This is a genomic window from Nocardia brasiliensis (genome assembly GCF_042691675.1).
GTDB lineage: Bacteria > Actinomycetota > Actinomycetes > Mycobacteriales > Mycobacteriaceae > Nocardia > Nocardia brasiliensis_D.
Genome location: NZ_CP170507.1, coordinates 346,006 through 370,118, shown reverse-complemented (window position 1 = coordinate 370,118; position 24,113 = coordinate 346,006). Strand labels below are relative to the sequence as shown.

General features: G+C 65.7%; 20 protein-coding genes. 9 read left to right on the top strand and 11 right to left on the bottom strand.

Translation table 11 applies throughout. The features are described from left to right. Nucleotide 1: 1 nt before the first annotated feature. Together ACFK0J_RS01900 and ACFK0J_RS01895 are read right to left on the bottom strand one after the other, a co-directional pair. Complete coding sequence (locus tag ACFK0J_RS01900) at nt 2-1,270, bottom strand: cytochrome P450 (RefSeq protein WP_218472697.1); 1,269 nt, start codon at nt 1,268-1,270, stop codon at nt 2-4. 569 nt (nt 1,271-1,839) lie between these two features. Further along, nucleotides 1,840-2,292 carry a maleylpyruvate isomerase family mycothiol-dependent enzyme gene (locus tag ACFK0J_RS01895; RefSeq protein WP_378735943.1) on the bottom strand — a complete coding sequence of 151 codons (453 nt, stop codon included), beginning with the start codon at nt 2,290-2,292 and terminating at the stop codon, nt 1,840-1,842. 114 nt (nt 2,293-2,406) lie between these two features. On the opposite strand from ACFK0J_RS01895, the gene ACFK0J_RS01890 reads away from it, so the two are divergent. Then, a complete protein-coding gene (locus ACFK0J_RS01890; RefSeq protein ID WP_378735941.1) occupies nt 2,407-2,889 on the top strand; it encodes a GNAT family N-acetyltransferase in 483 nt (160 codons plus the stop codon). 54 nt (nt 2,890-2,943) lie between these two features. Beyond that, nucleotides 2,944-3,585, top strand: a complete 642-nt coding sequence (locus ACFK0J_RS01885) for a class I SAM-dependent methyltransferase (RefSeq protein ID WP_378735939.1) — start codon at nt 2,944-2,946, stop codon at nt 3,583-3,585. A 34-nt stretch (nt 3,586-3,619) separates the two neighbouring features. On the opposite strand, the gene ACFK0J_RS01880 is transcribed toward ACFK0J_RS01885, so the two are convergent. After that, a complete protein-coding gene (locus ACFK0J_RS01880; RefSeq protein ID WP_378743398.1) occupies nt 3,620-5,728 on the bottom strand; it encodes a wax ester/triacylglycerol synthase domain-containing protein in 2,109 nt (702 codons plus the stop codon). Between the two features lie 447 nt (nt 5,729-6,175). Here ACFK0J_RS01880 and ACFK0J_RS01875 point away from each other — a divergent pair, with 447 nt between their 5' ends. After that, on the top strand, nt 6,176-7,816 hold the full coding sequence (locus tag ACFK0J_RS01875; protein WP_378735937.1) for a cytochrome bc complex cytochrome b subunit: 1,641 nt from the start codon (nt 6,176-6,178) through the stop codon (nt 7,814-7,816). 185 nt (nt 7,817-8,001) lie between these two features. Here the strand turns inward: ACFK0J_RS01875 and ACFK0J_RS01870 are convergent, their stop codons facing one another. Further along, on the bottom strand, nt 8,002-8,199 hold the full coding sequence (locus ACFK0J_RS01870) for a DUF397 domain-containing protein (protein WP_378735935.1): 198 nt from the start codon (nt 8,197-8,199) through the stop codon (nt 8,002-8,004). A 430-nt stretch (nt 8,200-8,629) separates the two neighbouring features. Here ACFK0J_RS01870 and ACFK0J_RS01865 point away from each other — a divergent pair, with 430 nt between their 5' ends. The 3 genes from ACFK0J_RS01865 to ACFK0J_RS01855 are packed head-to-tail and all read left to right on the top strand — an operon-like array spanning nt 8,630 to nt 10,842. Continuing rightward, a complete protein-coding gene (locus tag ACFK0J_RS01865; RefSeq protein ID WP_378735933.1) occupies nt 8,630-9,115 on the top strand; it encodes a DUF309 domain-containing protein in 486 nt (161 codons plus the stop codon). A gap of 48 nt (nt 9,116-9,163) precedes the next feature. After that, nucleotides 9,164-10,081: a tRNA glutamyl-Q(34) synthetase GluQRS gene (gene gluQRS, locus ACFK0J_RS01860; RefSeq protein ID WP_378735931.1), complete on the top strand. Its 918-nt coding sequence runs from the start codon at nt 9,164-9,166 to the stop codon at nt 10,079-10,081. A gap of 47 nt (nt 10,082-10,128) precedes the next feature. Continuing rightward, nucleotides 10,129-10,842: an RDD family protein gene (locus tag ACFK0J_RS01855; protein ID WP_378735929.1), complete on the top strand. Its 714-nt coding sequence runs from the start codon at nt 10,129-10,131 to the stop codon at nt 10,840-10,842. A gap of 76 nt (nt 10,843-10,918) precedes the next feature. Here the strand turns inward: ACFK0J_RS01855 and ACFK0J_RS01850 are convergent, their stop codons facing one another. Further along, on the bottom strand, nt 10,919-11,431 hold the full coding sequence (locus tag ACFK0J_RS01850; protein WP_378735927.1) for a DUF4190 domain-containing protein: 513 nt from the start codon (nt 11,429-11,431) through the stop codon (nt 10,919-10,921). A gap of 29 nt (nt 11,432-11,460) precedes the next feature. Here ACFK0J_RS01850 and ACFK0J_RS01845 point away from each other — a divergent pair, with 29 nt between their 5' ends. After that, the gene (locus tag ACFK0J_RS01845) at nt 11,461-12,240 is read left to right on the top strand and encodes a queuosine precursor transporter (protein ID WP_378735925.1); all 780 of its coding nucleotides are present in this window, start codon (nt 11,461-11,463) and stop codon (nt 12,238-12,240) included. Between the two features lie 70 nt (nt 12,241-12,310). Here ACFK0J_RS01845 and tgt read toward each other — a convergent pair whose 3' ends face one another. From tgt to ACFK0J_RS01820, 5 genes are all read right to left on the bottom strand, one after another. After that, nucleotides 12,311-13,564, bottom strand: coding sequence for a tRNA guanosine(34) transglycosylase Tgt (gene tgt, locus ACFK0J_RS01840; protein ID WP_378735923.1), 1,254 nt, complete (start codon nt 13,562-13,564; stop codon nt 12,311-12,313). Between the two features lie 140 nt (nt 13,565-13,704). Next, the gene (locus ACFK0J_RS01835) at nt 13,705-15,627 is read right to left on the bottom strand and encodes an ABC transporter ATP-binding protein (protein WP_378735920.1); all 1,923 of its coding nucleotides are present in this window, start codon (nt 15,625-15,627) and stop codon (nt 13,705-13,707) included. Next, nucleotides 15,624-17,357: an ABC transporter ATP-binding protein gene (locus tag ACFK0J_RS01830; RefSeq protein WP_378735918.1), complete on the bottom strand. Its 1,734-nt coding sequence runs from the start codon at nt 17,355-17,357 to the stop codon at nt 15,624-15,626. Before ACFK0J_RS01830 ends, ACFK0J_RS01835 begins: the two co-directional genes overlap by 4 nt. A 162-nt stretch (nt 17,358-17,519) precedes the next feature. Next, nucleotides 17,520-18,035, bottom strand: coding sequence for an RrF2 family transcriptional regulator (locus ACFK0J_RS01825; RefSeq protein ID WP_378735916.1), 516 nt, complete (start codon nt 18,033-18,035; stop codon nt 17,520-17,522). Between the two features lie 44 nt (nt 18,036-18,079). Next, entirely contained in the window at nt 18,080-18,673 is a 594-nt protein-coding gene (locus tag ACFK0J_RS01820) for a TetR/AcrR family transcriptional regulator (RefSeq protein WP_378735914.1), read from the bottom strand. Between the two features lie 198 nt (nt 18,674-18,871). Between ACFK0J_RS01820 and ACFK0J_RS01815 the strand changes: the two genes are divergently transcribed. Together ACFK0J_RS01815 and ACFK0J_RS01810 are read left to right on the top strand one after the other, a co-directional pair. Continuing rightward, nucleotides 18,872-21,166: an MMPL family transporter gene (locus tag ACFK0J_RS01815; RefSeq protein ID WP_378735912.1), complete on the top strand. Its 2,295-nt coding sequence runs from the start codon at nt 18,872-18,874 to the stop codon at nt 21,164-21,166. 215 nt (nt 21,167-21,381) lie between these two features. Next, entirely contained in the window at nt 21,382-23,682 is a 2,301-nt protein-coding gene (locus tag ACFK0J_RS01810; protein ID WP_378735910.1) for an MMPL family transporter, read from the top strand. A 54-nt stretch (nt 23,683-23,736) separates the two neighbouring features. On the opposite strand, the gene ACFK0J_RS01805 is transcribed toward ACFK0J_RS01810, so the two are convergent. After that, on the bottom strand, nt 23,737-23,997 hold the full coding sequence (locus tag ACFK0J_RS01805; protein ID WP_378743413.1) for a hypothetical protein: 261 nt from the start codon (nt 23,995-23,997) through the stop codon (nt 23,737-23,739). Between the last annotated feature and the right edge of the window lie 116 nt (nt 23,998-24,113).

The window sequence follows — 24,113 nt, the reverse complement described above, 5'->3', positions numbered from 1 at the left end:
CTTACATCATGTTCAACGGAGGGGACTTGGGGAAGACGACCGGCAGGGATGCGACGGCGCGGTGGAAAGGCCCTGGCCGCCAGACCAATTCGTCGGCGGGCACGGCAAGTTCCAACTCCGGGATGGCGTCGAGCAACTGATCGATGGCGTCCTGCACGATCAGGTAAGCAACGGACTTGGCCGGGCAGGCGTGCGGCCCGGCCGCCCAGGCCAGGTGTGAGCGGTTCCCAGCACGGTCTCCGCCGCGGATCTCGGGGTCGTTGTTGCAGCCCGCGAGGCTGATCAGGACCGGCTGGTGGGCCGGCAGCCAGTTGTTGTCGATCAGGATCGGCTGCCGCGGGTACGACGTGCAGAAGTTCGCCATCGGCGGGTCGTTGAACAGCACCTCGTCGAGCGCGTCCCGGGTCGACAGACTGCCGCCGAGGACATCGCCGCCGAACCGATCGTCGGTCACCATCAGCAACAGGGTGTTGATGATCAGGTTCTGCTGCGGTTCGAGCCCCGCGCCATAGAAGCTGATCAGCTGGCAGAGCATCTCCGTGTCGTCGAGACCGGCCGGGTGATGCGCGAGCCGGGAGGTGACGTCGTCACCTGGCTCCGCGCGCCGGAGGTGGATCAGCTCCATCAACGCCGCACTGAGCATTTGCATGCCCTCGGCGGCGTTGACCGTATCGAACAGCGCGGCCATCCCGGTCGCCACGCGCTGACCCAGTTCCGGTGGGCAGCCGACCATTTGGTTGAGGACGTCGAAGATGAGCGGAAACGCGTACTGGGTCACCAGATCCGCCGAGCCCGCCTCGCTGAAGGTGTTGATCAGCGGGACGGCGATCTTTTCAACGGTGGAATGCAGGGCGTGCAAGTCGATTCCGTCGATAGCGGCGGTGTAGGCCTGCCGATAGCGCGCGTGCGCCGCACCGCTATTGCGCAGTGCGTTCGGATACCACTCCATCATCGGCTTGATGGGAGAGTCATCCGGAATGCTCTGCTGCCAGGTTCGCGGATCGGCCGGGAAATGCTCGGGATCGTTGAGGATTCGCAACGCTGCCTGATATCCCACCACCAGCGTGGCGGGCACGCCGGGGGCCACCTCGATCGGCACCAAGGAGCCGTACTGACGGCGCATCTCGGCGTAGGCGCGATGCGGATCGGCGGCGAACTCCGGAGTGTGCAGGAGCACCCGGGGGCCATCGGTATCGATGGGTGAACCGTGCTGCACGGGGCAGACTCCCGGCGCGGTGGTGTCGGACGCGGCGAATTGTGGCGTGGTCAAAGACTTGGCTCCAGACGGTGCGGGCACGTTCGTCGGTCACGTGCGACAGGAAAGGTCGGAGGTGTAGCAAACTCCAACCGACCATAGGCGATCATGCTCACGGGGTATCCGTCGAGTGACGGAACACTTTGTGGCAGCCGCAGATTCACCGTCTCCACCTCATAGTTCCTGCAAGACCCCCTATTTCGGCCGCTGAGCACCGGCCGAACCCGGCGAGCCTGCCAGGCGCCTGGAACAGGGCAGCTAACTCACGTTAGCAGCATTGCCACACGGTCCAAGGCGATGTGACAAGAGGTTGTCGTTTGCCGAAACGACTGGGAAATATGTTGAGCTGTCAGGTAATAAACAGTTGTATCGTGCTGTTCACCCAGCGGTAAAACGTTCACCACTCGCCTCAGTGGTCAGCGGCTTATCGCGGGCCGCGCCTCGGCCGCCACGGCCCGATACCGAACCGGCGTCAACCGAAATAGTTGAGCCGTGGGGGTATCCGTTGTTAAATAAAGTTCACCCTCGGATAGCGGTGTCAGCCCACCGTGGATTGCGCCCGGTCGCAGCGACGATCCGGTCGATCAGCCCGGCATCGTCGGATGTTTCGACTGCGGACCCCACAGCGCCGGGACGGGCGCGTTCGGGACGAAATCGACGACGTGGGCGAGGCAGGCACGCAAGGTCGCGGCGGGCAGGGTGCAGGGTCGGCCCGTGGCCGCGGTGAGATCCCAGCCGTGCACCACCATCTCGGTCAGGGCGATCTTGCCCCACATCTGGTTCGACAGCACCACGTCCGCGGTCAGCGCGGTGTCGCCATGCCAGGCGGCCTGGTCGTCCCAGGCTCGGCCGAGGGCCCGCACGCGAGCGGCGATCAAGCAGCGCCCCGCGGCACTATGTTCCGGGGCGGCTTCGGCGACCGTGCCGTCCGGCTCGCCGGTGTCCTCGCGCGCGATCGCCGCAAACCCTTGGGCCACCTCGTCGATGTGATCGATGAGGTCGGCAACCGTGTACTCGGCGCACGGCGTCGGACCCACCGCGAACGGCTCACTGCCGATCTGCTCGAGTTCATCAAGCAGTGGGCCGGTCGACTCCGACGTTCGCGGAAATTGCGTTGACCAGGCGGTACATGGTCCGGGAGGCTCGGTGTTGTGCAAAGGAATACGGAGTCGATCGGGCTCGAGCCGCTCACGGAGCACAACCTGGAGTTGCTGCTAGCGGCGGCCGTTGCCGACGCGGATCCGCTGGAGGTGATGCCACCGGTGGCTGGTGAGCCGGGGTGGAACGCGGAGCGGCGGCAGGCGTTTCTGGACTTTCATCGCGGGCGCGGGCTGCGGCCGGAACAGCCCGTGGAATACACGTATGTGATCGCAGTGGCCGGGCAAGTTGTCGGAGCGGCCCGGTTGCAGCCGGGCGATGACGGGTTCGAGGCGGGGGTCTGGATCGGGCGCTCGTATCGCGGGCGTGGTGTCGGGCGGGTTGTTGCCGAGCAGCTGCGGGTGGTCGCCGCCGAGATCGGTGCGCGGCGGATCGTGGCGGTCACCACGGTCGGCAATTCGGCGGCGCGCAGGTTGCTCGGTGCGGCGGCGAGGGTTAGTGGTGACTCTGTCACGGCGGCTCTGGAGCTCGACTAGTCTGGCTCGATCATCGCCCGATGGCCCGAAAGCTTGTGGCAGAGTGTGTTCTTGATGGGCGTATTCGACTGGAACCACAACAGCTTTTACCACCGTTTTCTCGTGCGTCAGCTGCCGAGCCCGTGCGCGCGGGTACTGGACGTGGGATGTGGGGCCGGTGCGTTCGCCGCTGAACTGGCGCGGCATGCCGGACAGGTCGACGCCATCGATCGGTCTCCGGCGATGATCGATGCCGCGAAGCAGGCAACGCCCGCCAATGTCACTTGCATTCTGGGGGACGTGCTGGAAGAGCCGCTGCCCGCTGGGGCCTATGACGCGATCGTGTCGATCAGCACGCTGCACCATATGGCGCTCGACGAGGTGTTGCCGGTGTTAGCGGAGGCATTGCGGCCTGGCGGTGTCCTCGCTGTCGTCGCACTGCCTCGGGGTGATCTCGGCCGGGAACTGCCGGTGGAGCTTGTGGCGGCGGTCGGCCATCGGGTTCTCGGGATCGTGTTCGCTGTGCTGCGGCAGGTCGGTCGCGGAAACTGGTTCGCCCACGAGCCGACCCATGGTGAGATGCCGGTCGTCCTCAATCCGCCGCTGACAACTCGCCAGGTGCGGCAGCAGGCGGTCGCGATACTTCCCGGCGCACGGGTGCGGCGGCTGGTGTACTGGCGGTACTCGCTGGTGTGGCGCAAACCCGCCGACAGCTAGCCTGCTGGCCGCTCGGGGTTCGCCAGGAGGGCAATCACTTCCAGCTCCGCACCGCTTCGTCCAACGCCGTGCGCAACAAGTCGGCGTAGACATCGATGTCCGGGACAGTGGCGCTGTCGGCGTGGAGGGAGATCGTGACGGTCGCACCGAGGCCGTGGACGCCATGGGTCAACTGCATGACCGAACCGATGGCCGGGAAGCCGCCGGTGAAGTGGACCTGCCCACCGCCGAAAGTCAGGTCCGCGGGGCCACGGTGAACGCTCGAGACAACGGTGTGACCGGCAATGGCATCGGGGACGATGTCGAGTGGATAGCGAGCGATGTCGCGCCGGAGTAGTGGAGCGGGGACAACGGCGGTGACGCGGTCCTGTGCCGCCAACAAGGGATGCTGTGCGCGCAGGCGACGGTCGGCCAAGGCCGCGGTGATCTTGTCGGCACGGCGACGAAGATCGGGCTCATCGATGAAGAGGTCCACGCTGAGGCTGCGGTAGTTGTTGCGAGCGTCGGCCATCGCGGTACCGGACAGCGCCATGGGCACCTGGGCGCCGAGCCGCTCGACCGGATCGCCGCGACTTTCGAGGTAGCGCGCGAGCGCGACCGACACCGCCGTCAACACGACGACGGTCACCGTGCAGCCGGGGACACGCAGTGCGGCCGCGTCGCGCACAATCATTCGCACCTTATGTGCCGCAACGGCTTCCGTCGCTGCCCTGGCAACCTGGCCGGACGGAAGATCGGCCGCAGGCGGCCGCTGATGTCCTGGCGGAGCGAACTGGGCGGGCTCCTGGTGAGCCGAAGAGTCTGCTACAACAACCGGATCGCGGCCGCGCCCATGCTGAGCCGAAGCATCTTCTACAGCAACGGGATCGCCAACGCCGCAGGGAAGGTCAGGCAGCGGGCGCGGCGCAGTGGCCCCGGCGTGTTCCTGCGGAACGGAGGTGTTCTCTTCGCGAACGTGATTGATAAGACTGGGCGGAAAGTCAGGTCCAGGCGGTGGGAGCTGCCCCGTCGCGGTGAGTTCGGCGAGCCGCTGTTGGGCGCGGAACGCGTGATAGCCGCGAACTGCCGTACGGGCCAGCTGAATCGGCATCCGCGGCACGGATAGTGCGGCGGCTACAGGCGCTGCCGTCACCAAGCCGACCGGAATGCGCCGCACACGGTCCACCGAATCCATCAGCGCAGCAGCTACCGGTGCAGCCTTTTCCAAACCAACTGGAACACGCCGCACACGGCTCACCGAATCCGCCAGCGCGGCACCTACAGGTGCGACCTCTTCCAAACCAACTGGAACACACCGCACACGGCTCACCGAATCCGCCAGCGCGGCACCTACAGGTGCGACCTCTTCCAAACCGACTGGAACACACCGCACACGGCTCACCGAATCCGCCAGCGCAGCAGCTACCGGCGCGGCCTTCTCCAAACCAACTGGAACACGCCGCACACGGCTCACCGAATCCGCCAGCGCGGTACCTATCGGTGCTGTTTTCACCAAGCCGACTGGAACACGCAGCACGCGGCCGACTGAATCCGCCAGCGCGGCAGTCGGTCTCCGTACGACCGCCGCGGCGACCGATCGCGCCGTCGTCACCAGCGAGGAGGCGAGCGCAGCGGCGGTGGCCTCCCTAGCAGCAGGCACGCGCACGACGGCCCCGTTGCTGGGTTCGCCCTTCTGAACGTCCGCGCTGAACAGCGCGCGTGCGATCTCGGCTGCTCGGCGTCCATCGGCGAGTGCGTGCGACATCTGCAGAACTACTACGAGCGCCGGACCCTGGTCATTCAGTCCAGGTGCACCGACGATGCTTCGGAACACATGCACCCGCCACGGCCGCACCGCCGCATCCACCCCGGTGCCCACCACCTCGCCGACGGCCGCCTCCAGGTGCGCCCAATCCGGTTCCGGCAGCAGATGTTCGACGAACTGCTCGGCGGTGAACTCGCACGGCACCCACGATGGGTAGTCGAGGTCACCCGGCACGCTGCGCACCCGGACCCGCAGGTCGGGGATGCGCGCGCTGCGTTCGGCGACAATGGCGCGCAATTCCGCCGACGGGCGACCGGTGTCGGCGAAGCAGTACAACAGAAACAGATCGTTGCGGGTGCGCGCCGACAACCAGTACATAGTCGCGTCCTGCGCCGCCATCGACCTCACCACTCGACAGTATCGAACGCTCCCGAACCCAACCCGCCACCAGCTCACCCCGCGCCAGCCACCGACCACCACCCCTCCCCCACCAACCCCAACTCAACACCGCCAACGGGGCGGCACCGTCGAACGGGACCTCACGGCGACAAATACCGAGATAGCCCACCAACATGTCCCGCTCGAGGCCCAGAACCCGGTGGGGACGGCGGCGAGCGGGACGTGGTTGCGGCAAACGTCGAGGTGGTCCACCGTCAGGTCCCGTTCGTTGCGTGGCCGTCGTGGGCGTCGTGGTCGGCCGGGCGGTAAGTGGGCGATCGATCGCTGGTAGCGGGCTGAATGATCTTGATTGACAGGGTGATCGGACGAAACCTATCGATTCCGGCCGTGCCTCCTGCTACCGTCTGTAGTAGAACGCATTCCACTCTCCAGGGGCGGGTGTCGACCATGGCAACTCGAGTCGGTCGTAAGGTCAGCGCGCAGGCGAACGCCGCCGATGAGCGATATCAGGCCGCAAATTTTCTCAAGCGGTCGATCAACAAGGTCTTTCCGACGCACTGGTCGTTCCTGCTCGGGGAGATCGCGCTGTACAGCTTCATCATCCTGTTGCTGTCCGGTGTGTATCTGACCTTGTACTTCGACCCATCGATGGCCGAGGTGGTCTACAACGGCTCCTACCAGCCGTTGCGCGGTGTGACCATGTCGCGGGCCTACGAATCGTCGTTGAACATCTCGTTCGAGGTGCGCGGCGGGCTGTTCGTCCGGCAGGTACACCACTGGGCGGCACTACTTTTCGCGGCCTCGATCATCGTGCACCTGTTCCGCGTGTTCTTCACCGGCGCGTTCCGCAAGCCGCGCGAGGCGAACTGGGTGATCGGCGCGATCCTGCTGATCCTGGCCATGTTCGAGGGTTACTTCGGCTACTCGCTGCCCGACGATCTGCTCTCCGGCACCGGCCTGCGGGCGGCGTTCTCGTCCATCACGCTCGGCATGCCGATCATCGGCACCTGGCTGCACTGGCTGATGTTCGGCGGCGACTATCCGGGCACCATCATCATTCCGCGGCTTTTCATCGCGCATGTGCTGCTGTTCCCCGGCATCATGCTGGCGCTGATCGCCGCCCACGTTGCCCTGGTCTGGTATCAGAAGCACACCCAATTCCCCGGCCCGGGCCGCACCGAGAAGAACGTGGTCGGCGCCCGCATCGTGCCGGTGTTCTCACTGGATCAGGGCGCGTTCTTCGCGTTCACACTGGGGATCGTCGCGATCATGAGCGGACTGCTGCAGATCAACCCGATCTGGAATATGGGTCCGTACAACCCGTCGCAGATCTCCGCGGGTTCGCAGCCGGACTTCTACATGATGTGGACCGACGGCATGATGCGCCTCATCCCGCCCTGGGAACTGTATCTGGGCCGATATACGGTGCCGGCCCCGGTGTGGGGCGCGCTGATCATGGGCTTGGTGTTCGCACTGCTGATCACGTATCCGTGGATCGAGAAACGGCTGACCGGCGACACCGCACACCACAATCTGCTGCAGCGACCGCGCGACGTGCCGGTGCGCACCGCGATCGGCGCGATGGCGATCTCCTTCTACGTCGTGCTCACCCTGTCCTGCGTGAACGACATCGTCGCCTACAAGTTCGACATCTCGTTGAACGCGACGACCTGGATCGGGCGGATCGGCATCCTGATCGTCCCGCCGCTGGCCTACTTCACCGCCTACCGGATCTGTCTCGGCTTGCAACGCAGCGACCGGGCGGTGCTGGCGCACGGCGTCGAGACCGGCGTGGTCAAGCGGCTCCCGCACGGTGAGTACATCGAGATCCACCAACCGCTCGGCCCGGTCGACGAGCACGGCCACCCGATTCCGCTGGAGTACCAGGGCGCGCCGGTGCCGAAGAAGATGAGCACGCTCGGCGCGGCAGGCAAGCCGGGGACCGGCAGCTTCTTCCGGCCGGATCCGCCGCAGGAGTCCGAGCGCAATCACGCGATGGACCATGAGGAGGAGCGCCGACAGCTCGCGGTGCTGCGCGATTACCAGGAACGCGGCAACGGCTCGCACGGTAACGGCTCTACTCGATAGCTGAGCGACGCACTCGCCAGCTGAACGACACCAAGGCCGGTCGGCGGGGCCGATAGCCGATCGGCGCGAATATCCCCGCCGGCAAGTATTCGGACGCCGGAACCCGGCCGGTGTCCGAATATTGCGAAGGCCCCGAGTCCGTGCCGACTCGGGGCCCGTACTGCCTGTTCAGGCGACCCGCGGTATCAGGCGCGCCCGAACTCCCCCTGCGCAACTCCGGTTAGGAATGCGTCCCACTGACCCGGGGCAAACGCCAGCACCGGACCATATCCGTTGTCCTTGGTGTCACGGACCGCGATTTTGCCGTCGACTAGAAAGGCGACTTCCACACAGTTCCCATCGGGGCCGCTGTATGTGCTCTTGCGCCACACAGCATCCGTCAAATCAACCTCCACGGCACTAGCTCCTTTGCTGCGTCGAGAACGAGATTTCTTCTGACATCGTTCTAACTAGCACCGGCACCCGGCCAGGAACGCCGAATCCCCTGCGCGCCAAACGGAAGCGCGCAACTCCACGGTGCGTCGTTATCGCACTGTACGTCGGGGTGAATTCACCCCGCGAGGTTGCCCCCGCGCGATAAAGACTAGCAGGTCTATCGAAAGTTTGCCCGACTCTTGCTTATTCAATCATCGAAACTGCCAAGTTTGCGAAGATGAAAAGTTGCGGAAGCATTGCCAGCCGGTAGAGTCCATTCCTCTGATCGGGCTGCCGCAAACTTTACGGCCGATGTGATTGCTCCGTGATCCGTCATTATTTCTTTCTTCGGACACTGTCTCATGGACGACACCGCCGGGCCCGTGCATCATGGAGATCATGGTTGACCGCGATCGCGACGACGCAGGTCGCGCCCATAACTCTCGTCCGCGTGACAGATTGGGGCGTCCGCTGCCGCCGGGCAGTGTCGGAGTTGCCCGAATTCCCGACGATCTGAACCTGCCACCAGAGCAAACCCTCACCTTCGCCCAGCAACTGCTGGACGACGGCTTGGCATTCAACGCGCACGAGGTATTAGAGGCGGCGTGGAAGAACGGGCCGTTCGCCGAACGGATGCTATGGCAAGCGCTCGCTCAACTCGCTGTCGGCGTCACACACATCCAGCGAGGTAATACCAAGGGCGCGCGCACCCTGCTGACCCGGGCGGTGACCCGGCTGACGGACTACCGATCCGGCGACGACGCGGACGCGCCCTACGGCATCGACCGCACCGGCCTGATCGCCCACGCAAACGCACTCATCGACGCCCTGGACGCCCAGACGCCGATCCCGCGGACCGCCCTGGCGCCGCGCCTGTGCGGCTGACACCTACCATGGCCACCGTGCACAGACCATCCCGCACGAGGCGAGCCCATGGCTGATCCGGGTGCGGGCCGGTACGCGCCGAGCCCGTCCGGTGATCTGCACCTGGGAAACCTGCGCACGGCGCTGCTCGCGTGGGCGTTCGCCCGACACACCGGCCGGCGCTTCCTGCTCCGGATCGAGGATCTGGACCGGGTACGGCCGGGGGCCGAGCAACGACAGCTGGCCGATCTGGCCGCGATCGGACTCGACTGGGACGGCCCGGTGGTCCGGCAATCCGAACGACTGCCGCACTACCAGGCCGCCATCGATCGCCTCACCGCCGCCGGGCTCACCTACGAATGTTTTTGCACCCGAAGGGAAATCCAGCAGGCGGCGACGGCGCCACATGGCCCGATGGGCGCCTACCCCGGCACCTGTCGCGCCCTGACCGATCGGGCGCGCACCGCGTTTCGAGCCGAAGGTCGTCCGGCCGCGCTGCGCTTACGTTCGGCGGCAAGCGAATTCGAAATCCTCGATGATCTGCACGGCCGCTATCGTGCCCCGGTGGACGATGTGGTGCTGCGCCGCGCCGACGGCGTCCCGGCCTACAACCTCGCCGTGGTGGTGGACGACGCGGCGCAGGGAGTCGACCAGGTGGTTCGCGGCGACGACCTGCTGCCGTCCACCCCACGCCAGGCGTATCTCGCGACGCTGCTCGGCCTTCCGGTGCCGCACTACGCCCACGTTCCGCTGGTGCTGAACAGCGAAGGCAAACGCCTCGCCAAGCGGGACGGTGCGGTGACGCTCGCCGATCAACGCGCGCTGGGCAACACGCCCGAGCAAGTTGTGGCGGCGCTCGCCCACTCGCTCGGTTACGACGCCAGCTCGTCGGCGGAGCTCCTCGACAGTTTCGACCGGGCACATCTGCCCCGCGAACCGTGGATACTCGACGGGAATGGGTTGTTGCAACGCAGTCGATGTCCGTAACGTACGCATTCGTCCAACTACTGATCACTCGACGAGGACAAACAACTATGACAAGCGGTGGGTACGACCCCAACCAATATCCGCAGGGCGGGCAGCCGTATGGGCAGCCGTACCCGCAAGGCGGCCAGCAACATCCGCAAGGCGGTCAGCAGTTTCCGCAGGGCGGTCAACAGTTCCCACAGGGCGGCCAGCCCTACGGTCAGCAGCCGCAGTACGGTCAGCAGCCGCCGCAGTATGGCCAGCAGCCGCAGTACGGTCAGCAGCCCCAGTACGGCCAGCAGCCGCAGGATCCGTACGGCCAGTACCCGCAGCAGCCGGGCGGCTTCAACAACTACGGTGGACAGCCGGGTGACCTCGGCACCCGCATCGGTGCGCGCGTCATCGACGCACTCATCCTGATGATCCCCTATTTCATCCTGTACATGCTGGTCAAGAACAGCATGGGCCTGACCATCGGCCTCGGCCTGGTCTGGACCCTGGTGCAGCTCGGCTACTTCGTCGGCATGGAGACCTCGCAGGGCACCACGCTCGGCAAGAAGGTGCTCGGTCTGAAGGTGCTCGCCCCCGGTGGCGCGGCCAAGATCGACCCGGTCACCTCGCTCAAGCGCAACGTGTTCGTCGCGGCCAACATCATTCCGTGTGTCGGCGGGCTGGTCTCGTTGGTACTCGCCATCTACATCATGGTCACCATCTCGCAGGACCCGAACAAGCAAGGCTGGCACGACAAGTTCGCCGGCGGCACCCAGGTCGTCAAGTCCTGACGCCGATCGGCTGAAGACACGAGCAGGGGCGCACCCGTTATCGGGTGCGCCCCTGACGTTTTCGTGGGCGGGTCGGCTACGCGCCGCTGACTCCGGCGATGATCACGACCAGGAACCACAGCACGGCCAGCACGATCGCGCCGACGCCGATCCAGATACCGGCCAGGGCCATGCCCTTGCCCTCCTGACCGGACTGCTTGACCTGGTTCAAGGCGATGACGCCGAGGACGATCCCAACGATCGACCCGAGGCCACAGGTGACGAACCCGGCCAGCGAGGAGATCAGCGCGCCGATGGCCATGCCGTTGGTGCCCTGCTGCTGCGGCATCCCGTACGGCTGATAGCCGGGCTGGTAGCCGTACGGCTGCCCATACGGTTGCGGTGGCTGCTGGTAGCCCGGGTACTGCTGCTGCGGCGGGGGCGTCATGGGCTGGGCGGGCTGCTGCGGGTACTGCGGCGCCGACGGGTACCCCGATGGCTGGTCAGCGTTCGGGTATTGCGGAACCGAGCTCTGCGCACCGGATTCCGGCGATACGCCTTGGCCGCCGTACTGCTTCCACCATTCGTCGGAATCGCCGGGATTCGTCATTGCTACAGCGTATTCCACAACCTGGTTGGATGAAGCGCGTGAGTGAGCCGAATACACCCGAAGCCCCCGAACCTGGGCACCCCGCGCCGGAACATGCGGCATTCGCCCAGGTGGCGCGGGGGTACTACACACCGATCGTGGCGTTGTTCACGGCGACGCTGATCATTTCCAATATCTGCGCGACCAAGGGCGTGCAGTTCTTCACCGACCACTCGGTGCAGCTCGGCCCCTTGGAGATACTGCCGATCACTACGGACGGCGCCTGGTTCCTTTTTCCACTCGCCTACATCCTCGGCGATGTGCTGAGCGAGATCTACGGCTTCCGGTCCGCACGCCGGGCCATCTACTACGGGTTCGGCGTGCTGCTGCTGACCGTGGTGTGCTTCAAGATCGCGATCGAGCTACCCGCCGCCACGTTCTACGAGAACCAGGAGGCGTTCCGCACCGTTATCGGCACGACGCCGCAGCTGGTGGCCGCCGGTCTGGCCGGGTACTTCGTCGGCGAGATGCTGAACTCCGCGACGCTGGTGCTGATCAAGGAGCGGACCAAGGAAAAGCACCTGTGGGCGCGACTGATCGGCTCCACCGTGGTCGGCGAATTCGGCGACACGCTGATCTTCTGCTCGATCGCGGCCACCGCCATCGGCATCGACTCCTGGAGTCAGTTCGTGAACTACGTGATCGTCGGCTTCCTGTGGAAGACCCTCGCCGAGATCATCGTGCTACCGATCACCTACCGGGTCATCGGCTGGCTCAAGAAGAACGAACCCACCTACGCTCCCACCAAAGTGCCGGCGCTCCAGAGCTGAGCAGTCCGCGTTGGCCGACGGGACATGGCAGCGCCCGCTCTCGGGCGATGCCGCGGCCATGTCCCGTTGATCACGGCGCCTTGACCCGGCCCTTCCAGCGGCCGAGCGTTTCGGCCTTGTGCTCGTCGAAGTAGCCGCCCTCGATGCTGGCGCGGATGCGGTCGACGAGGCGGATCGTGTAGCGCTCGTTGTGGATTGTGCACAGGGTGGCCGCGAGGATTTCCTTGGCCTTGAACAGATGGTGCAGGTAGGCGCGGGTGTAATTGGCGCAGGTGTAGCAGTCGCAGGTGTCGTCGATCGGGGTGAAGTCACGCCGGAAACGACTGGTGTTGATGTTGAATCGGCCCTCGGCGACATAGATGGCGGCATTGCGGGCGACCCGGGACGGGTTCACGCAGTCGAAGGTGTCGGCGCCGTTCTCCACGGCGGTGAAGATGTCCTCCGGCTCGCTGATGCCGAGCATGTGCCTCGGCTTGTCCTCGGGCAGTTCGTCGCAACACCAGCCGACGATGGTGCCGAGGTTGTGCTTCTCCAGCGCTCCGCCGATGCCGTAACCATCGAAACCCGTTCCGGCACTGCCGCGGATCGATTCCAACTCCCGACATGCCTTGCGGCGCAGATCTTCGTACTGCGCGCCCTGGATCACCGCGAACAGGGCCTGATACGGGCGGTGTGTGCGGGCCGCCGTCAGTCGTTCGTGCTCGTCGATGCAGCGTTGCGCCCACTCGTGCGTGCGCTGCAACGACTTCTCTTGGTAGCCACGGGTATTGAGCAGAGTGGTGAGCTCGTCGAAGGCGAACATGATGTCCGCGCCGAGCTGGTGCTGGATGCCCATCGACACCTCGGGGGTGAACCGGTGCTTCGAGCCGTCCAGGTGCGAACGGAAGGTGACGCCGTCGTCGTCGACGGTGGCCAGCCGCTCCTTACCCTTCGCGATCACGTCGTCGCTGCGGACGTCGACCGCCTCCATCGCGAGCACCTTCTTGAAGCCGACACCCAGCGACATCACCTGGAAGCCGCCGCTGTCGGTGAAGGTGGGTCCCGGCCAGTTCATGAACTTGCCCAGCCCGCCCGCCTCGTCCACGATGTCGGAACCCGGCTGCAGGTAGAGGTGGTAGGCGTTGGCGAGCAGCGCCTGCGCGCCGATCTCCCGCATCGTCTCCGGCAGCACGGCCTTCACCGTCGCCTTGGTGCCCACCGGGATGAACGCGGGCGTGGCGATCGAGCCGTGCGGCGTGCTGATCACGCCCGACCGGCCGTGCCGCCCATCGAGGCGGGTACCAACGGTGAAGGAGAAGGAATCGGGGTCAGACACGCTGCCCATCCTCTCAGGCGCCGCTGATGACCTCCGCCGTGTGGTCATCGGGAGCTCACCCGGCGTCCTCGCGACCGTCATCGTCCGGTCACTCGACCGGCCTCCGGCCTTCCGCCTCGAGTACCAGCGGGCGGACTCGAGCGACCGGGCTACACGTCGACGGCGGCCGCCGCCGCGAATTGCGCGTTGTACAGGCGGTAGTAGGCACCGCGCTCTTCGAGCAGGCGTTCGTGGGTGCCGTGTTCGACGATGCGACCCTGCTCCATGACGACGATCAGGTCGGCGTCGCGGATGGTGGACAGGCGGTGTGCGATGACGAAGCTGGTGCGGTCGCGGCGCAGGGCCGCGGTCGCGTGCTGCACCAACAATTCGGTGCGGGTGTCCACCGAGCTGGTCGCCTCGTCCAGGATCAGGATGGACGGCTTCGCCAGGAACGCCCTGGCAATGGTGATCAGCTGCTTCTCGCCCGCGCTGACCCCGGAGCCCTCCTCATCGATGACCGTGTCGTAGCCGTCGGGCAGCGCGTGCACGAAGCGGTCCACGTAGGCGGCCTTGGCGGCGGCGAGAACCTCCTCTTCGCTCGCGTTCGGGTTGCCGTAGGCGATGTTCTCCCGAATGGTTCCCTTGAACAGCCAGGTGTCCTGCAACACCATGCCGATGCGGGAACGCAGGTGGTCTCGGGTGATCTGAGTGATGTCCACACCGTCGATGGTGATGGTGCCGGAATCCAATTCGTAGAACCGCATCAGCAGATTGACCAGCGTGGTCTTGCCCGCACCGGTCGGGCCGACAATGGCGACCACGTGACCCGGCTCGGCGATCAGCGACAACCGCTCGATCACCGGCTGCTCCGGCTCGTAGCGGAAGGAGATGCCTTCGAACTCGACCTTCCCGCGGTCGACGGGGCGGGTGTCGGCCATGATCGGATCCGGGCGCTGTTCCTCGGCGTCGAGGATCTCGAAGATCCGCTCGGCCGAGGCGACACCGGACTGCAGCAGGTTGGCCATCGCGCCGATCTGGGTGAGCGGCTGACTGAACTGGCGCGAGTACTGGATGAAGGCCTGCACCTCGCCGAGCGAGAGCTGACCGGTCGCCACCCGGAGGCCACCGACCAGCGCCACCAGCACGAAGTTCACGTTCCCGAGGAACATGATCGCGGGCATGATCAGGCCGGAGATGAATTGCGCCTTGAAGCTCGACTGGTACAGCTGCTCGTTGCGCTTGTCGAACTCCTGGCCGACCTCGCGGTTGCGGCCGAACGCGGTGACGATCTCGTGCCCGGTGTAGGCCTCCTCGACCTGCGCGTTCACCAGACCGGTGTATTTCCACTGGTCCACGAAATGCGGCTTGGAGCGCTTGGCGATCAACGCGGTCACCCCGATGGCCGCGGGCACGGTGAGCAGGGCGATCAGCGCGAGCAGTGGCGAGATCCAGAACATCATCACCAGGATGCCGAGCACCGAGAACACCGAGACGATCAGCTGGCTCATCGTCTGCTGCAGGCTCTGCGACACATTGTCGACATCGTTGGTGACCCGGCTCAGCACGTCACCGCGCGGCTGGGAATCGAAGTAGCGCAACGGTAGTCGATGGATCTTGTCCTCGATGTCGCTGCGCAGCCGTTTGACCGTCCGGTTGATCACCAGGTTGAGCAGGTAGCCCTGCAACCAGCCGAAGAGCGAGGCGCCGACGTACAGCGCGAGCACCAGCAGCAGCACCCGGCCGACGGCGCCGAAGTCGACGCCGACGCCCGGCACGACGTTCATCGCGCTGAGCATGTCGGCGAAGGTGTTGTCGCCCTTGGACCGCAGGTACTCGACCGCTTGTTCCTTGGTGGTCCCCGGCGGGAAGTTCAGCTGCTTGCCGACCACACCGTCGAACACGATATTGGTCGCCTTGCCCAGCAGGTACGGACCGAGCGTGTTCAGCACGACGGAGCCGATGGCCAGCAGCACGACGAGCCAGACGAACTTCCGCTCCGGTGCGAGCCTGCGCAGCAGTCGCTTCAGCGACGGGACGAACGACTTCGGCTTGGCGTCCGGCGCACCGGGAGCCGGCATTCCGGGCCTCATCGCACTTCCTCCGCGCTCAGCTGGGACGAGACGATCTCTTGGTATTCCTTACAGTCGCGCATCAGCTGCTCGTGAGTGCCGACGCCGGCCATCTCGCCGTCTTCCAGCACCACGATCTGGTCGGCGTCGCGGATGGTGGTGATCCGTTGCGCCACAATGATGACGGCGGCCTCTCTGGTCACCGGGCGCAGTGCGTCACGCAATCGGGCATCGGTCGCCACGTCGAGCGCGGAGAACGAGTCGTCGAACAGGTAGACCCGCGGCTGCTTCACCAGGGCCCGCGCGATGGCGAGCCGCTGGCGCTGGCCGCCGGAGACGGTGGTGCCGCCCTGGGCAACCGGGGTTTCCAAGCCCTGCGGCATCTCGCGCACGAAGTCGGCGGCCTGCGCGACTTCCAGCCAGCGCCACAGTTCCTCGTCGGTGGCGTCCGGATTGCCGTAGCGCAGGTTGCTGGCCACCGTCCCGGAGAACAGATACGCCTTCTGCGGGATCAGGCCGATCTGCGCGCGCAGCAGTTCGAGGTCGATGTGCCGAATATCGGTGCCGCCGAGGTAGACCGCGCCGTCGGTGACGTCCATCAGCCGTGGAACGAGGTTGAGCAGCGTGGTCTTGCCCGCACCGGTGGAGCCGACGATCGCGGTGGTCGTGCCCGGTTTCACCTGGAACCGGATGGCTTTCAGCACCGGCTTCTCGGCGCCGGGGAAAGCGAACTCGGCGAACTGGAAGTCCACCTCGGCCGGGTCGCCCTTGAACGGCTGTGGCAGCTTCGGCGGCACGACCGACGACTCGGTCGCCAGCACCTCGCCGATCCGGTCGGCGGAGACCGCGGCGCGCGGGGCCATCATCGCCAGGAACGAGGCCATCATCACGGCCATCAGGATCTGCATGATGTAGGACAGCATCGCGGTCAGCGAACCGATCTGCATGGTGCCCGCGTCGACGGCGTGCCCGCCGAACCAGATCACCGCGACCGCGGTGACATTGCTGATCAGCATGACCAGCGGGAACATCAGCGCCATCAACCGGCCGACGCGCAGCGCGGTATCGGTCAGCTCCGAGTTGGCGACGCCGAAGCGCCAGGTCTCCTGGCGTTCCCGGACGAAGGCCCGCACGACGCGGATGCCGGTGATCTGCTCGCGCAGCACCCGGTTCACCTCGTCGATCCGGGTCTGCATATCCCGGAACCCGGGCACCATCTTGCTGATGATGAAACCCATCGACAGCCCGAGCGCGGGCACCGCGATCAGCAGCAGCCAGGACAGGCCGAGGTCCTCGCGCAACGCCATGATGATGCCGCCGACGCACATGATCGGCGCCATCACCAGGATCGTCGCGGACATCACGATCAGCAACTGCACCTGCTGGATGTCGTTGGTGTTGCGGGTGATCAGCGACGGCGCGCCGAACATGCCGACCTCACGCGCGGAGAACGTGCCGACCCGATGCAGCAGCGCGCCACGCATATCGCGGCCCGCGCCCATCGCCGCCTGCGCGCCGAGATAGACCGAGCAGGCCGAGGCGACGATCTGCACGCCGGTGACCACGAGCATCCGCAAACCGGTGCTCCAGATATAGCCGATATCGCCCTTGGTGACGCCGTTGTCGATGAGATCGGCGTTGAGGCTCGGCAGATAGAGCATGGCGATCACCGAGATCAACTGCAGCACAACGACCCCCGCCAACTGGGCGCGGTAGGGGATCAGATAGGTGCGCAGTAGTCGAATCAGCATGATGAATCGCAGGCTACCGGCAAACAGTGACATACGTCGCGCAGATTCCTGACCTGCATCAACGGCCTCTGGACGCCGCGCTTATCCAGCCGCCTGCGATCAATTCAGCGCCCCGGTGGCTGGCCGAACGGGCGCTTTGTCCGATTCAGCGGACGCCGTCGGCTAATTCGACGGACGTTCTCTCCGCGCCCACGCACCCGGATCATTAGTGAGCGCGTCGACGAACTCGGGCAGCCGATCGCCGGCGACGTCGTCGATCGACACGTTTTCCAGTACCGCGCGAATATTCACCCGTAAGGCGATCCAGACACGCTGCAGGGATTCGGCCGCACCCGGATAGGTCACGTCCTCGGGCCGCTCGCCGCGCACCGACGCGAGCGGGCCTTCGATCGCCCTGATCACATCGGCGATGGAGATCTCGGCGGCCGGGCGGGCCAGCCAGTAGCCACCGTCGGGACCGCGCCTGCTGATCACCAGATCGGCGCGGCGCAGGTCGCCGAGCACCGTCTCCAGTACCTTGGGCGGGATTCGCTGCGCGGTTGCGATAGCGTCCGCCTTGACCACGGGCGCCGCCTGGGCCACGGGGCCGAGGCCGATCGGGGCCTGATTCAGCCGCGGTGCGCGGGCGATCTCGAGCAGCGTCCGCACCGCGTAGTCGACCTTCGCGGTGATGTGCACAGCGTCTCCTGGCGTTTCCGGTTGGTCCGTCGAGTAGCTGCAATCTACGCGGTACCGCCCGGAGTCAGCACGCAGGTCGCCGCATCGAGCAGCGTGGATTCGACCAGCGCGTCATCGGCGCCCGGTGCGAACTCTTTGGACATCAAGGCGACGCCGAGCATCGCCAGCGCCGCGCTTGCCCGGAGTTTGGCCTCATCGGTGGCGTCCGGCCCGGCCAGCCATTCGCGCAAGGTCTGATCGTCGTCGACGAGATCGGGATGCCGATCGGCCATCGCGTTGACGATCGCCACCGTGTCGCGCAGCACCAGCGCGCCCGCGTCCCGGTGGTGCACCATCCCGCGAAGATAGGCGCGCAGCACCTCTCGAATGCCGTCCGCGTCATGCGGCACCTGATCGAGATCGTCGACCACCGAACGCAGGTGATCGATGATCGGATCAATGATCGCGTGCAGCAGGTCGATCTTCGACGCGTAGTGATAGTAGAGCGATGCCTTTGTGATCCCTACCGCATCTGCGACCTCGCGCAGGCTGGTCTGCTCGAATCCCTTGGCGCCGAACAGCTTCACCGCGGCGTCGCGGATCGCGAGTTTTGTCCCCCGACCAGCGGCAACGGTGTCTGGGGCAGAACGGACGGCCATCGGACGATCCTCTCACCATTCGTGCGCCGAGCTAACGGTGCCAGCAAAATTGAGGTTGTACCTCCACTTAGACCTCGGATAGTCTACCTACCGCACGGTAGGCAGAAAGCGTCATGTGGAGGCGGGGACGGCAGGGCACCCCGCGAGTGCTGTCTACGGCCTGAATCAGCACGCCCCAGCACCGCTAGGAGAACTTTCGTGTCCGTTTATCTGTACAGATGGGGGAAGTTCGCTTTCCGCAGAAAATGGCTGGTGCTCCCCGTCTGGCTGGTCCTGTTCCTGATCCTCGGCGGTCTCGGTGCGCAGCTCAGCAAGCCGATGACCAACGACTTCAGCATGCCGGATCTGCCATCCGCACGCGCCAACGACATTCTCGACAAGCACTTTCCGGGCGCTTCCGAAGCGTTCAAGTTCGACGCCGTCACCGGCACCTATGTGATCGGTGCGCCGGACGGCCAGAAACTCACCGACCCGGCGAACCGGACGGCGCTCGACGCGTTCATCGCCAAACTCGGTGAGCTCGACATCGTCGATCACAGCAAGCCGATCATGAACCCGGTCGAGGCGGCCGAGAAGATGGGCTGCCTGACCAACCCCGACCCCACCCAGTGCAGTGGCGCACCGCTGAACGTGCTCAGCAAGACCGTGCCCGACTCGGTGGCGGTGATGAACGTGCCGTTCAGCATCAAGAAATTCACCGACGTCACCGACGAGCACCGCGACGCGGCCTACGCGGTAGCCGCCGACGCGCGCAATGCGGGCCTGACCGTCGAGATGAGCGGCTCCATCGCGATGGAGCAGCAGGCGCCGAGCGGTAAGTCCGAGATGATCGGCATGGGCGTCGCACTCATCGTGATGATCGTGGCGTTCGGCGCGATCGTCGCCGCCTTCGTCCCGATCGTCACCGCGATCGTCGGCCTCGGCGCGGCCACCTCGTTGATCATGTTGGGTACCTCGGTGATCGAGGTGCCGAGCTTCACCACGTTCCTCGCCTCGATGATCGGCATCGCGCTGTCCATCGACTACGCGCTGTTCATCGTCTCGCGATACAAACACGAACTGGCAGTACAGGATTCACCCGAGGAAGCGGCCGGCTCCGCGCTCGGCACGGCCGGGTCCGCGGTGGTGTTCGCCGGGTTGACCGTGATCATCGCCCTCGCCGGGCTCAGCATCGTCGGCGTGCAGTTCATGACCTTCATGGGTCTGGGCGGCGCGATCGCCGCCGGGTTCGCGGTGCTCACCGCGATCACGCTGATGCCCGCGCTGCTCGGTGCGTTCGGGCGGTTCCTGTTCAAGCCGAAGCTGCCGGTCATCGCCCAGCACGACCCGGAGGACGACAACTCGGTCACCAACGGCATGCGCTTCGGCCGGTTGATCGGCAAGGCGCCGTGGGTTGCCTTGGTGCTCAGCGTCGCGGTGCTCGGTGCGCTCGCCGCACCCGCGGCCGGGCTGAATCTCGGCCTGCCCGGTGACGACAGTCAGCCGAAGACCTCCACCATCCGCAAGGCCTACGAGCTGCGCACCGAGGGCTTCGGTGAGGGCAGCAACGGCGTGCTGAACGTGGCGGCCGACCTGTCCGAGGTGCCGGTGGAGATCCGGGACAACGCGGTCAAGGCGCTGCGCGACAAGCTCTCCGCCTACCCGGGCATGGACTACGTGACAGAGCCGCAGTGGAGCGAGGACAGGCAGGGCGTGCTGCTCGACGGCGTGCCGAAGTCCGGTCCGAACAACCAGGCCACCAAGGACCTGGTCAGCGACGCCCGCGACGCGGAAGGCCAGCTCAACGCCGAGTTCGGCATGAAGTACGGCATCACCGGAACCACCGCGATCTATGCCGATGTCGACAACGTGCTGCTCGGCAAGATCGTGCCCTATCTGGCGATCGTCGCCGGTGCCGCGTTCCTGCTGCTGATCCTGGTATTCCGCTCGATCCTGGTGCCGCTGACGGCGGCGCTCGGCTTCCTACTCTCCATGGCGGCCACCTTCGGTGCGACGGTGCTGATCTTCCAGGAGGGCAAGTTCGGGTTGATCGAGGACCCGCATCCGCTGGTCAGCTTCATGCCGATCATGTTGATCGGCTTGGTGTTCGGCCTCGCGATGGATTACCAGGTGTTCCTGGTGACCCGGATGCGCGAGGAGTTCGTCAAGGGCAAGTCACCGAAGGAAGCGGTGGTGGCCGGTTATCACCACGGCGCCCGGGTGGTGACGTCGGCGGCGGTCATCATGATCTCGGTCTTCGGCTCGTTCCTGCTGGAGACCGACGTGACCGCGAAGTCGTTCGGCTTCGCGCTGGCAGCCGGTGTGCTGTTCGACGCGTTCCTGGTCCGGATGATCCTGATCCCGTCGCTGCTGGTGCTGATGGGCAAGTGGTCCTGGTGGATTCCGCGGTGGCTGGACCGGATCCTGCCCGACATCGACGTCGAAGGCACGAAGCTGCGTGAACTGCAGCAGCGGTCGGCGGACACGGTGAAGGAGCCGGTCGGCGTCAGCTGATCGCCTGACGTACTCGGCCCGGCCCCGCACTCGATTTCCGGGTGCGGGGCCGAGTCGTATCCGCGACCGGTTCTTGATCTTGTCGGCCGTCCACAGCAGACTCAGAAGAAGTTCGGCCTCTCCAGTTAGGTAGTTCCCCGGCGGGCGCAGTCGGCCCGCACGCGTTTGTCGCTCGATCCGATCCGGCACGACCCGATCACCGCGAGGAGAACCCTGTGTCCGTGTATCTATACCGGTGGGGAAAGTTCGCCTTCCGCCACAAGTGGCTAGTGCTGCCCATCTGGATCGTCCTGTTCCTGGTGCTGGGCGGGTTGGGAACCCAGTTGAAGGAGCCGATGAGCGACGACTTCAGCATGCCCAACCTGCCATCGGAGCGCGCGACGCAGATCCTCGACCAGCACTTCCCCGGCATGTCCGAGGCGTTCAAATTCGACGCCGTCACCGGGACCTACGTGGTCGGCGCGCCCGCTGGACAGAAACTCACCGACCCGGTCAACCGGCAGGCGATCGACGCGCTGATCGGGCGACTCGGCCAGTTGGACATCGTCGACCACGCCAAGCCGATCACCAACCCGGTCACGGCGACCGAGGAGATGGGCTGCCTCGTCCCCGACCCGGACGCCTCCAAGTGCAGCGGCGCACCACTGAACGTACTCAACAAGACCGAGCCGGACACGGTCGCGTTCTTCAGCGTGCCGTTCACCATCAAGGAATTCACCGCGGTCACCGCCGATGACCGCAAGGCCGCCTATGACGTGGCCGACCAGGCGCGAAGCGCGGGTTTGACGGTGGAGCTGAGCGGCACGATCGCGATGGAGCAGCAGGCGCCGAGCGGTAAGTCCGAGATGATCGGCATGGGCGTCGCGCTGGTGGTGATGATCGTGGCGTTCGGCGCGATCGTCGCCGCGTTCGTTCCGATCGTCACCGCGATCATCGGGCTGAGCGCGGCCACCTCGCTGATCTTCCTCGGTACGTCGTTCCTTTCCATCCCCAGCTTCACCACGTTCCTCGCCTCGATGATCGGCATCGCGCTGTCCATCGACTACGCGCTGTTCATCGTCTCGCGTTACAAACACGAACTGGCGGTGCAGGATTCACCGGACGAGGCGGCGGGTACCGCGCTCGGCACCGCGGGATCGGCGGTGGTGTTCGCCGGGTTGACCGTGATCATCGCGCTGGTCGGGCTGAGCATCGTCGGTGTGCGCTTCCTGACCTTCATGGGTCTCGGTGGTGCGGTTGCCGCGGCGTTCGCGGTGCTCACCGCGATCACGCTGATGCCCGCGCTGCTCGGTGCGTTCGGGCGGTTCCTGTTCAAGCCGAAGCTGCCGGTCATCGCCCAGCACGACCCGGAGGACGACAACTCGGTCACCAATGGCATGCGGGTCGCCCAGGTGATCGGCAAGGCGCCCGCCGTCGCGCTGATCCTCAGTGTGGTCGTGCTCGGCCTGCTCGCCCTGCCCGCGGCCAAGATGAACCTCGGCCTGCCCGGCGAGGACAGCATGCCGAAGACCTCCACCGTCCGGAAGGCCTACGAGCTGCGCACGGCCGGATTCGGCGAGGGCAGCAACGGCGTCCTCCAGGTTGCCGTCGATCTCAGCGCGGTGGCGGCCGACCAGCGCACCCCGGCACTGAACTCGCTGCGCGACGAGCTCGCGTCCTATCCGGATATGGACTACGTGACCCAACCGCGGCTGAGCCAGGACGGCCTCGGCGCCGTCATCAACGGCGTGCCGAAGTCGGGCCCGAACGATCAGTCCACCAAGGACTTGGTCCGCGACGCCCGCGACGCCGAGGGTCGGCTCGACGCGCAGTACGGGATGAAATACGGCATCACCGGCACCACCGCGATCTACGCCGACATCGACCATGTGCTGCTCAGCAAGATCGTGCCGTACATGGCCATCGTGGCGGGCGCCGCGTTCGTGCTGCTCATCCTGGTCTTCCGATCCATCCTGGTGCCGCTCACCGGCGCACTCGGCTTCCTGCTCTCGATGGCGGCCACCTTCGGTGCGACGGTGCTGATCTTCCAGGAGGGCAAGCTCGGGCTGATCCAGGATCCGCGGGCGATCGTCAGCTTCCTGCCGATCATGTTGATCGGGTTGGTATTCGGCCTCGCCATGGACTACCAGGTGTTCCTGGTAACCCGCATGCGCGAGGAATACGTGCACGGCAAGCCGCCGAAGGAGGCGATGATCAGCGGTTATCACCATGGCGCCCGGGTCGTCACCTCGGCGGCGATCATCATGATCTCGGTGTTCGGCTCGTTCCTGCTGGAGTCGGACGTGACCGCGAAGATGATGGGTTTCGCGCTGGCGGCCGGCGTGCTGTTCGACGCCTTCCTGGTGCGGATGCTGCTGATCCCGTCGCTGCTCGCGCTGATGGGCAAGTGGGCGTGGTGGATGCCGACGTGGCTGGACAAGATCGTGCCGGATATCGATGTGGAGGGTGCCAAGCTGTTCGCGTTGCGCGGGCAGCCGACCCCCGGCGGTGCGAAACAACCCGCCGACGTCGGCTGATCGCGGAGCACTCGCGCCCGCCCGGTGTGCCGGGTGGGGGCGAGTTGTCGGTTATTACTGACTCGGCTGCGGCAACGTGCAGTCGTCGATTTTCGGGTTCACACCCATGTAGTTGAGCGGACCGGCGATCGCCGTGACGGCGATCGTGCCCCAACCCGCGCAGTTCGTCGGGCTGCTGTCGAAATAGTGGCGCTGACCGGCGGCGAGCATGCCGATGGCCAGCCAGACAAGTAGCAGCAAACTGACAAGCCTGGTGCCGGTGTGGCGCCCTGCTCGTCCGCGAATATCGCGGTCGCGTATTTCGTGGTCGCGCATGTCATCGCTCCCTTCCGTGCTCCTTACCTGCGAATACCCGTATGGACACGAGTTATCCCAACGGGCTGGACGGGGGCTGGCGACCTTGGATCAGCTATGCGAGTTGAGCGGAATTG

Bases quoted from the DNA above. Each gene is read 5' to 3' on its own strand.
- ACFK0J_RS01865 (WP_378735933.1), top strand. From the start codon at position 8,630: ATGGTTGACCGCGATCGCGACGACGCAGGTCGCGCCCATAACTCTCGT.
- ACFK0J_RS01830 (WP_378735918.1), bottom strand. From the start codon at position 17,357: ATGCTGATTCGACTACTGCGCACCTATCTGATCCCCTACCGCGCCCAG.
- tgt (WP_378735923.1), bottom strand. From the start codon at position 13,564: ATGGGCAGCGTGTCTGACCCCGATTCCTTCTCCTTCACCGTTGGTACC.
- gluQRS (WP_378735931.1), top strand. From the start codon at position 9,164: ATGGCTGATCCGGGTGCGGGCCGGTACGCGCCGAGCCCGTCCGGTGAT.
- ACFK0J_RS01820 (WP_378735914.1), bottom strand. From the start codon at position 18,673: ATGGCCGTCCGTTCTGCCCCAGACACCGTTGCCGCTGGTCGGGGGACA.
- ACFK0J_RS01885 (WP_378735939.1), top strand. From the start codon at position 2,944: ATGGGCGTATTCGACTGGAACCACAACAGCTTTTACCACCGTTTTCTC.
- ACFK0J_RS01850 (WP_378735927.1), bottom strand. From the start codon at position 11,431: ATGACGAATCCCGGCGATTCCGACGAATGGTGGAAGCAGTACGGCGGC.
- ACFK0J_RS01855 (WP_378735929.1), top strand. From the start codon at position 10,129: ATGACAAGCGGTGGGTACGACCCCAACCAATATCCGCAGGGCGGGCAG.
- ACFK0J_RS01845 (WP_378735925.1), top strand. From the start codon at position 11,461: ATGAAGCGCGTGAGTGAGCCGAATACACCCGAAGCCCCCGAACCTGGG.
- ACFK0J_RS01880 (WP_378743398.1), bottom strand. From the start codon at position 5,728: ATGGCGGCGCAGGACGCGACTATGTACTGGTTGTCGGCGCGCACCCGC.
- ACFK0J_RS01835 (WP_378735920.1), bottom strand. From the start codon at position 15,627: ATGAGGCCCGGAATGCCGGCTCCCGGTGCGCCGGACGCCAAGCCGAAG.
- ACFK0J_RS01875 (WP_378735937.1), top strand. From the start codon at position 6,176: ATGGCAACTCGAGTCGGTCGTAAGGTCAGCGCGCAGGCGAACGCCGCC.
- ACFK0J_RS01805 (WP_378743413.1), bottom strand. From the start codon at position 23,997: ATGCGCGACCACGAAATACGCGACCGCGATATTCGCGGACGAGCAGGG.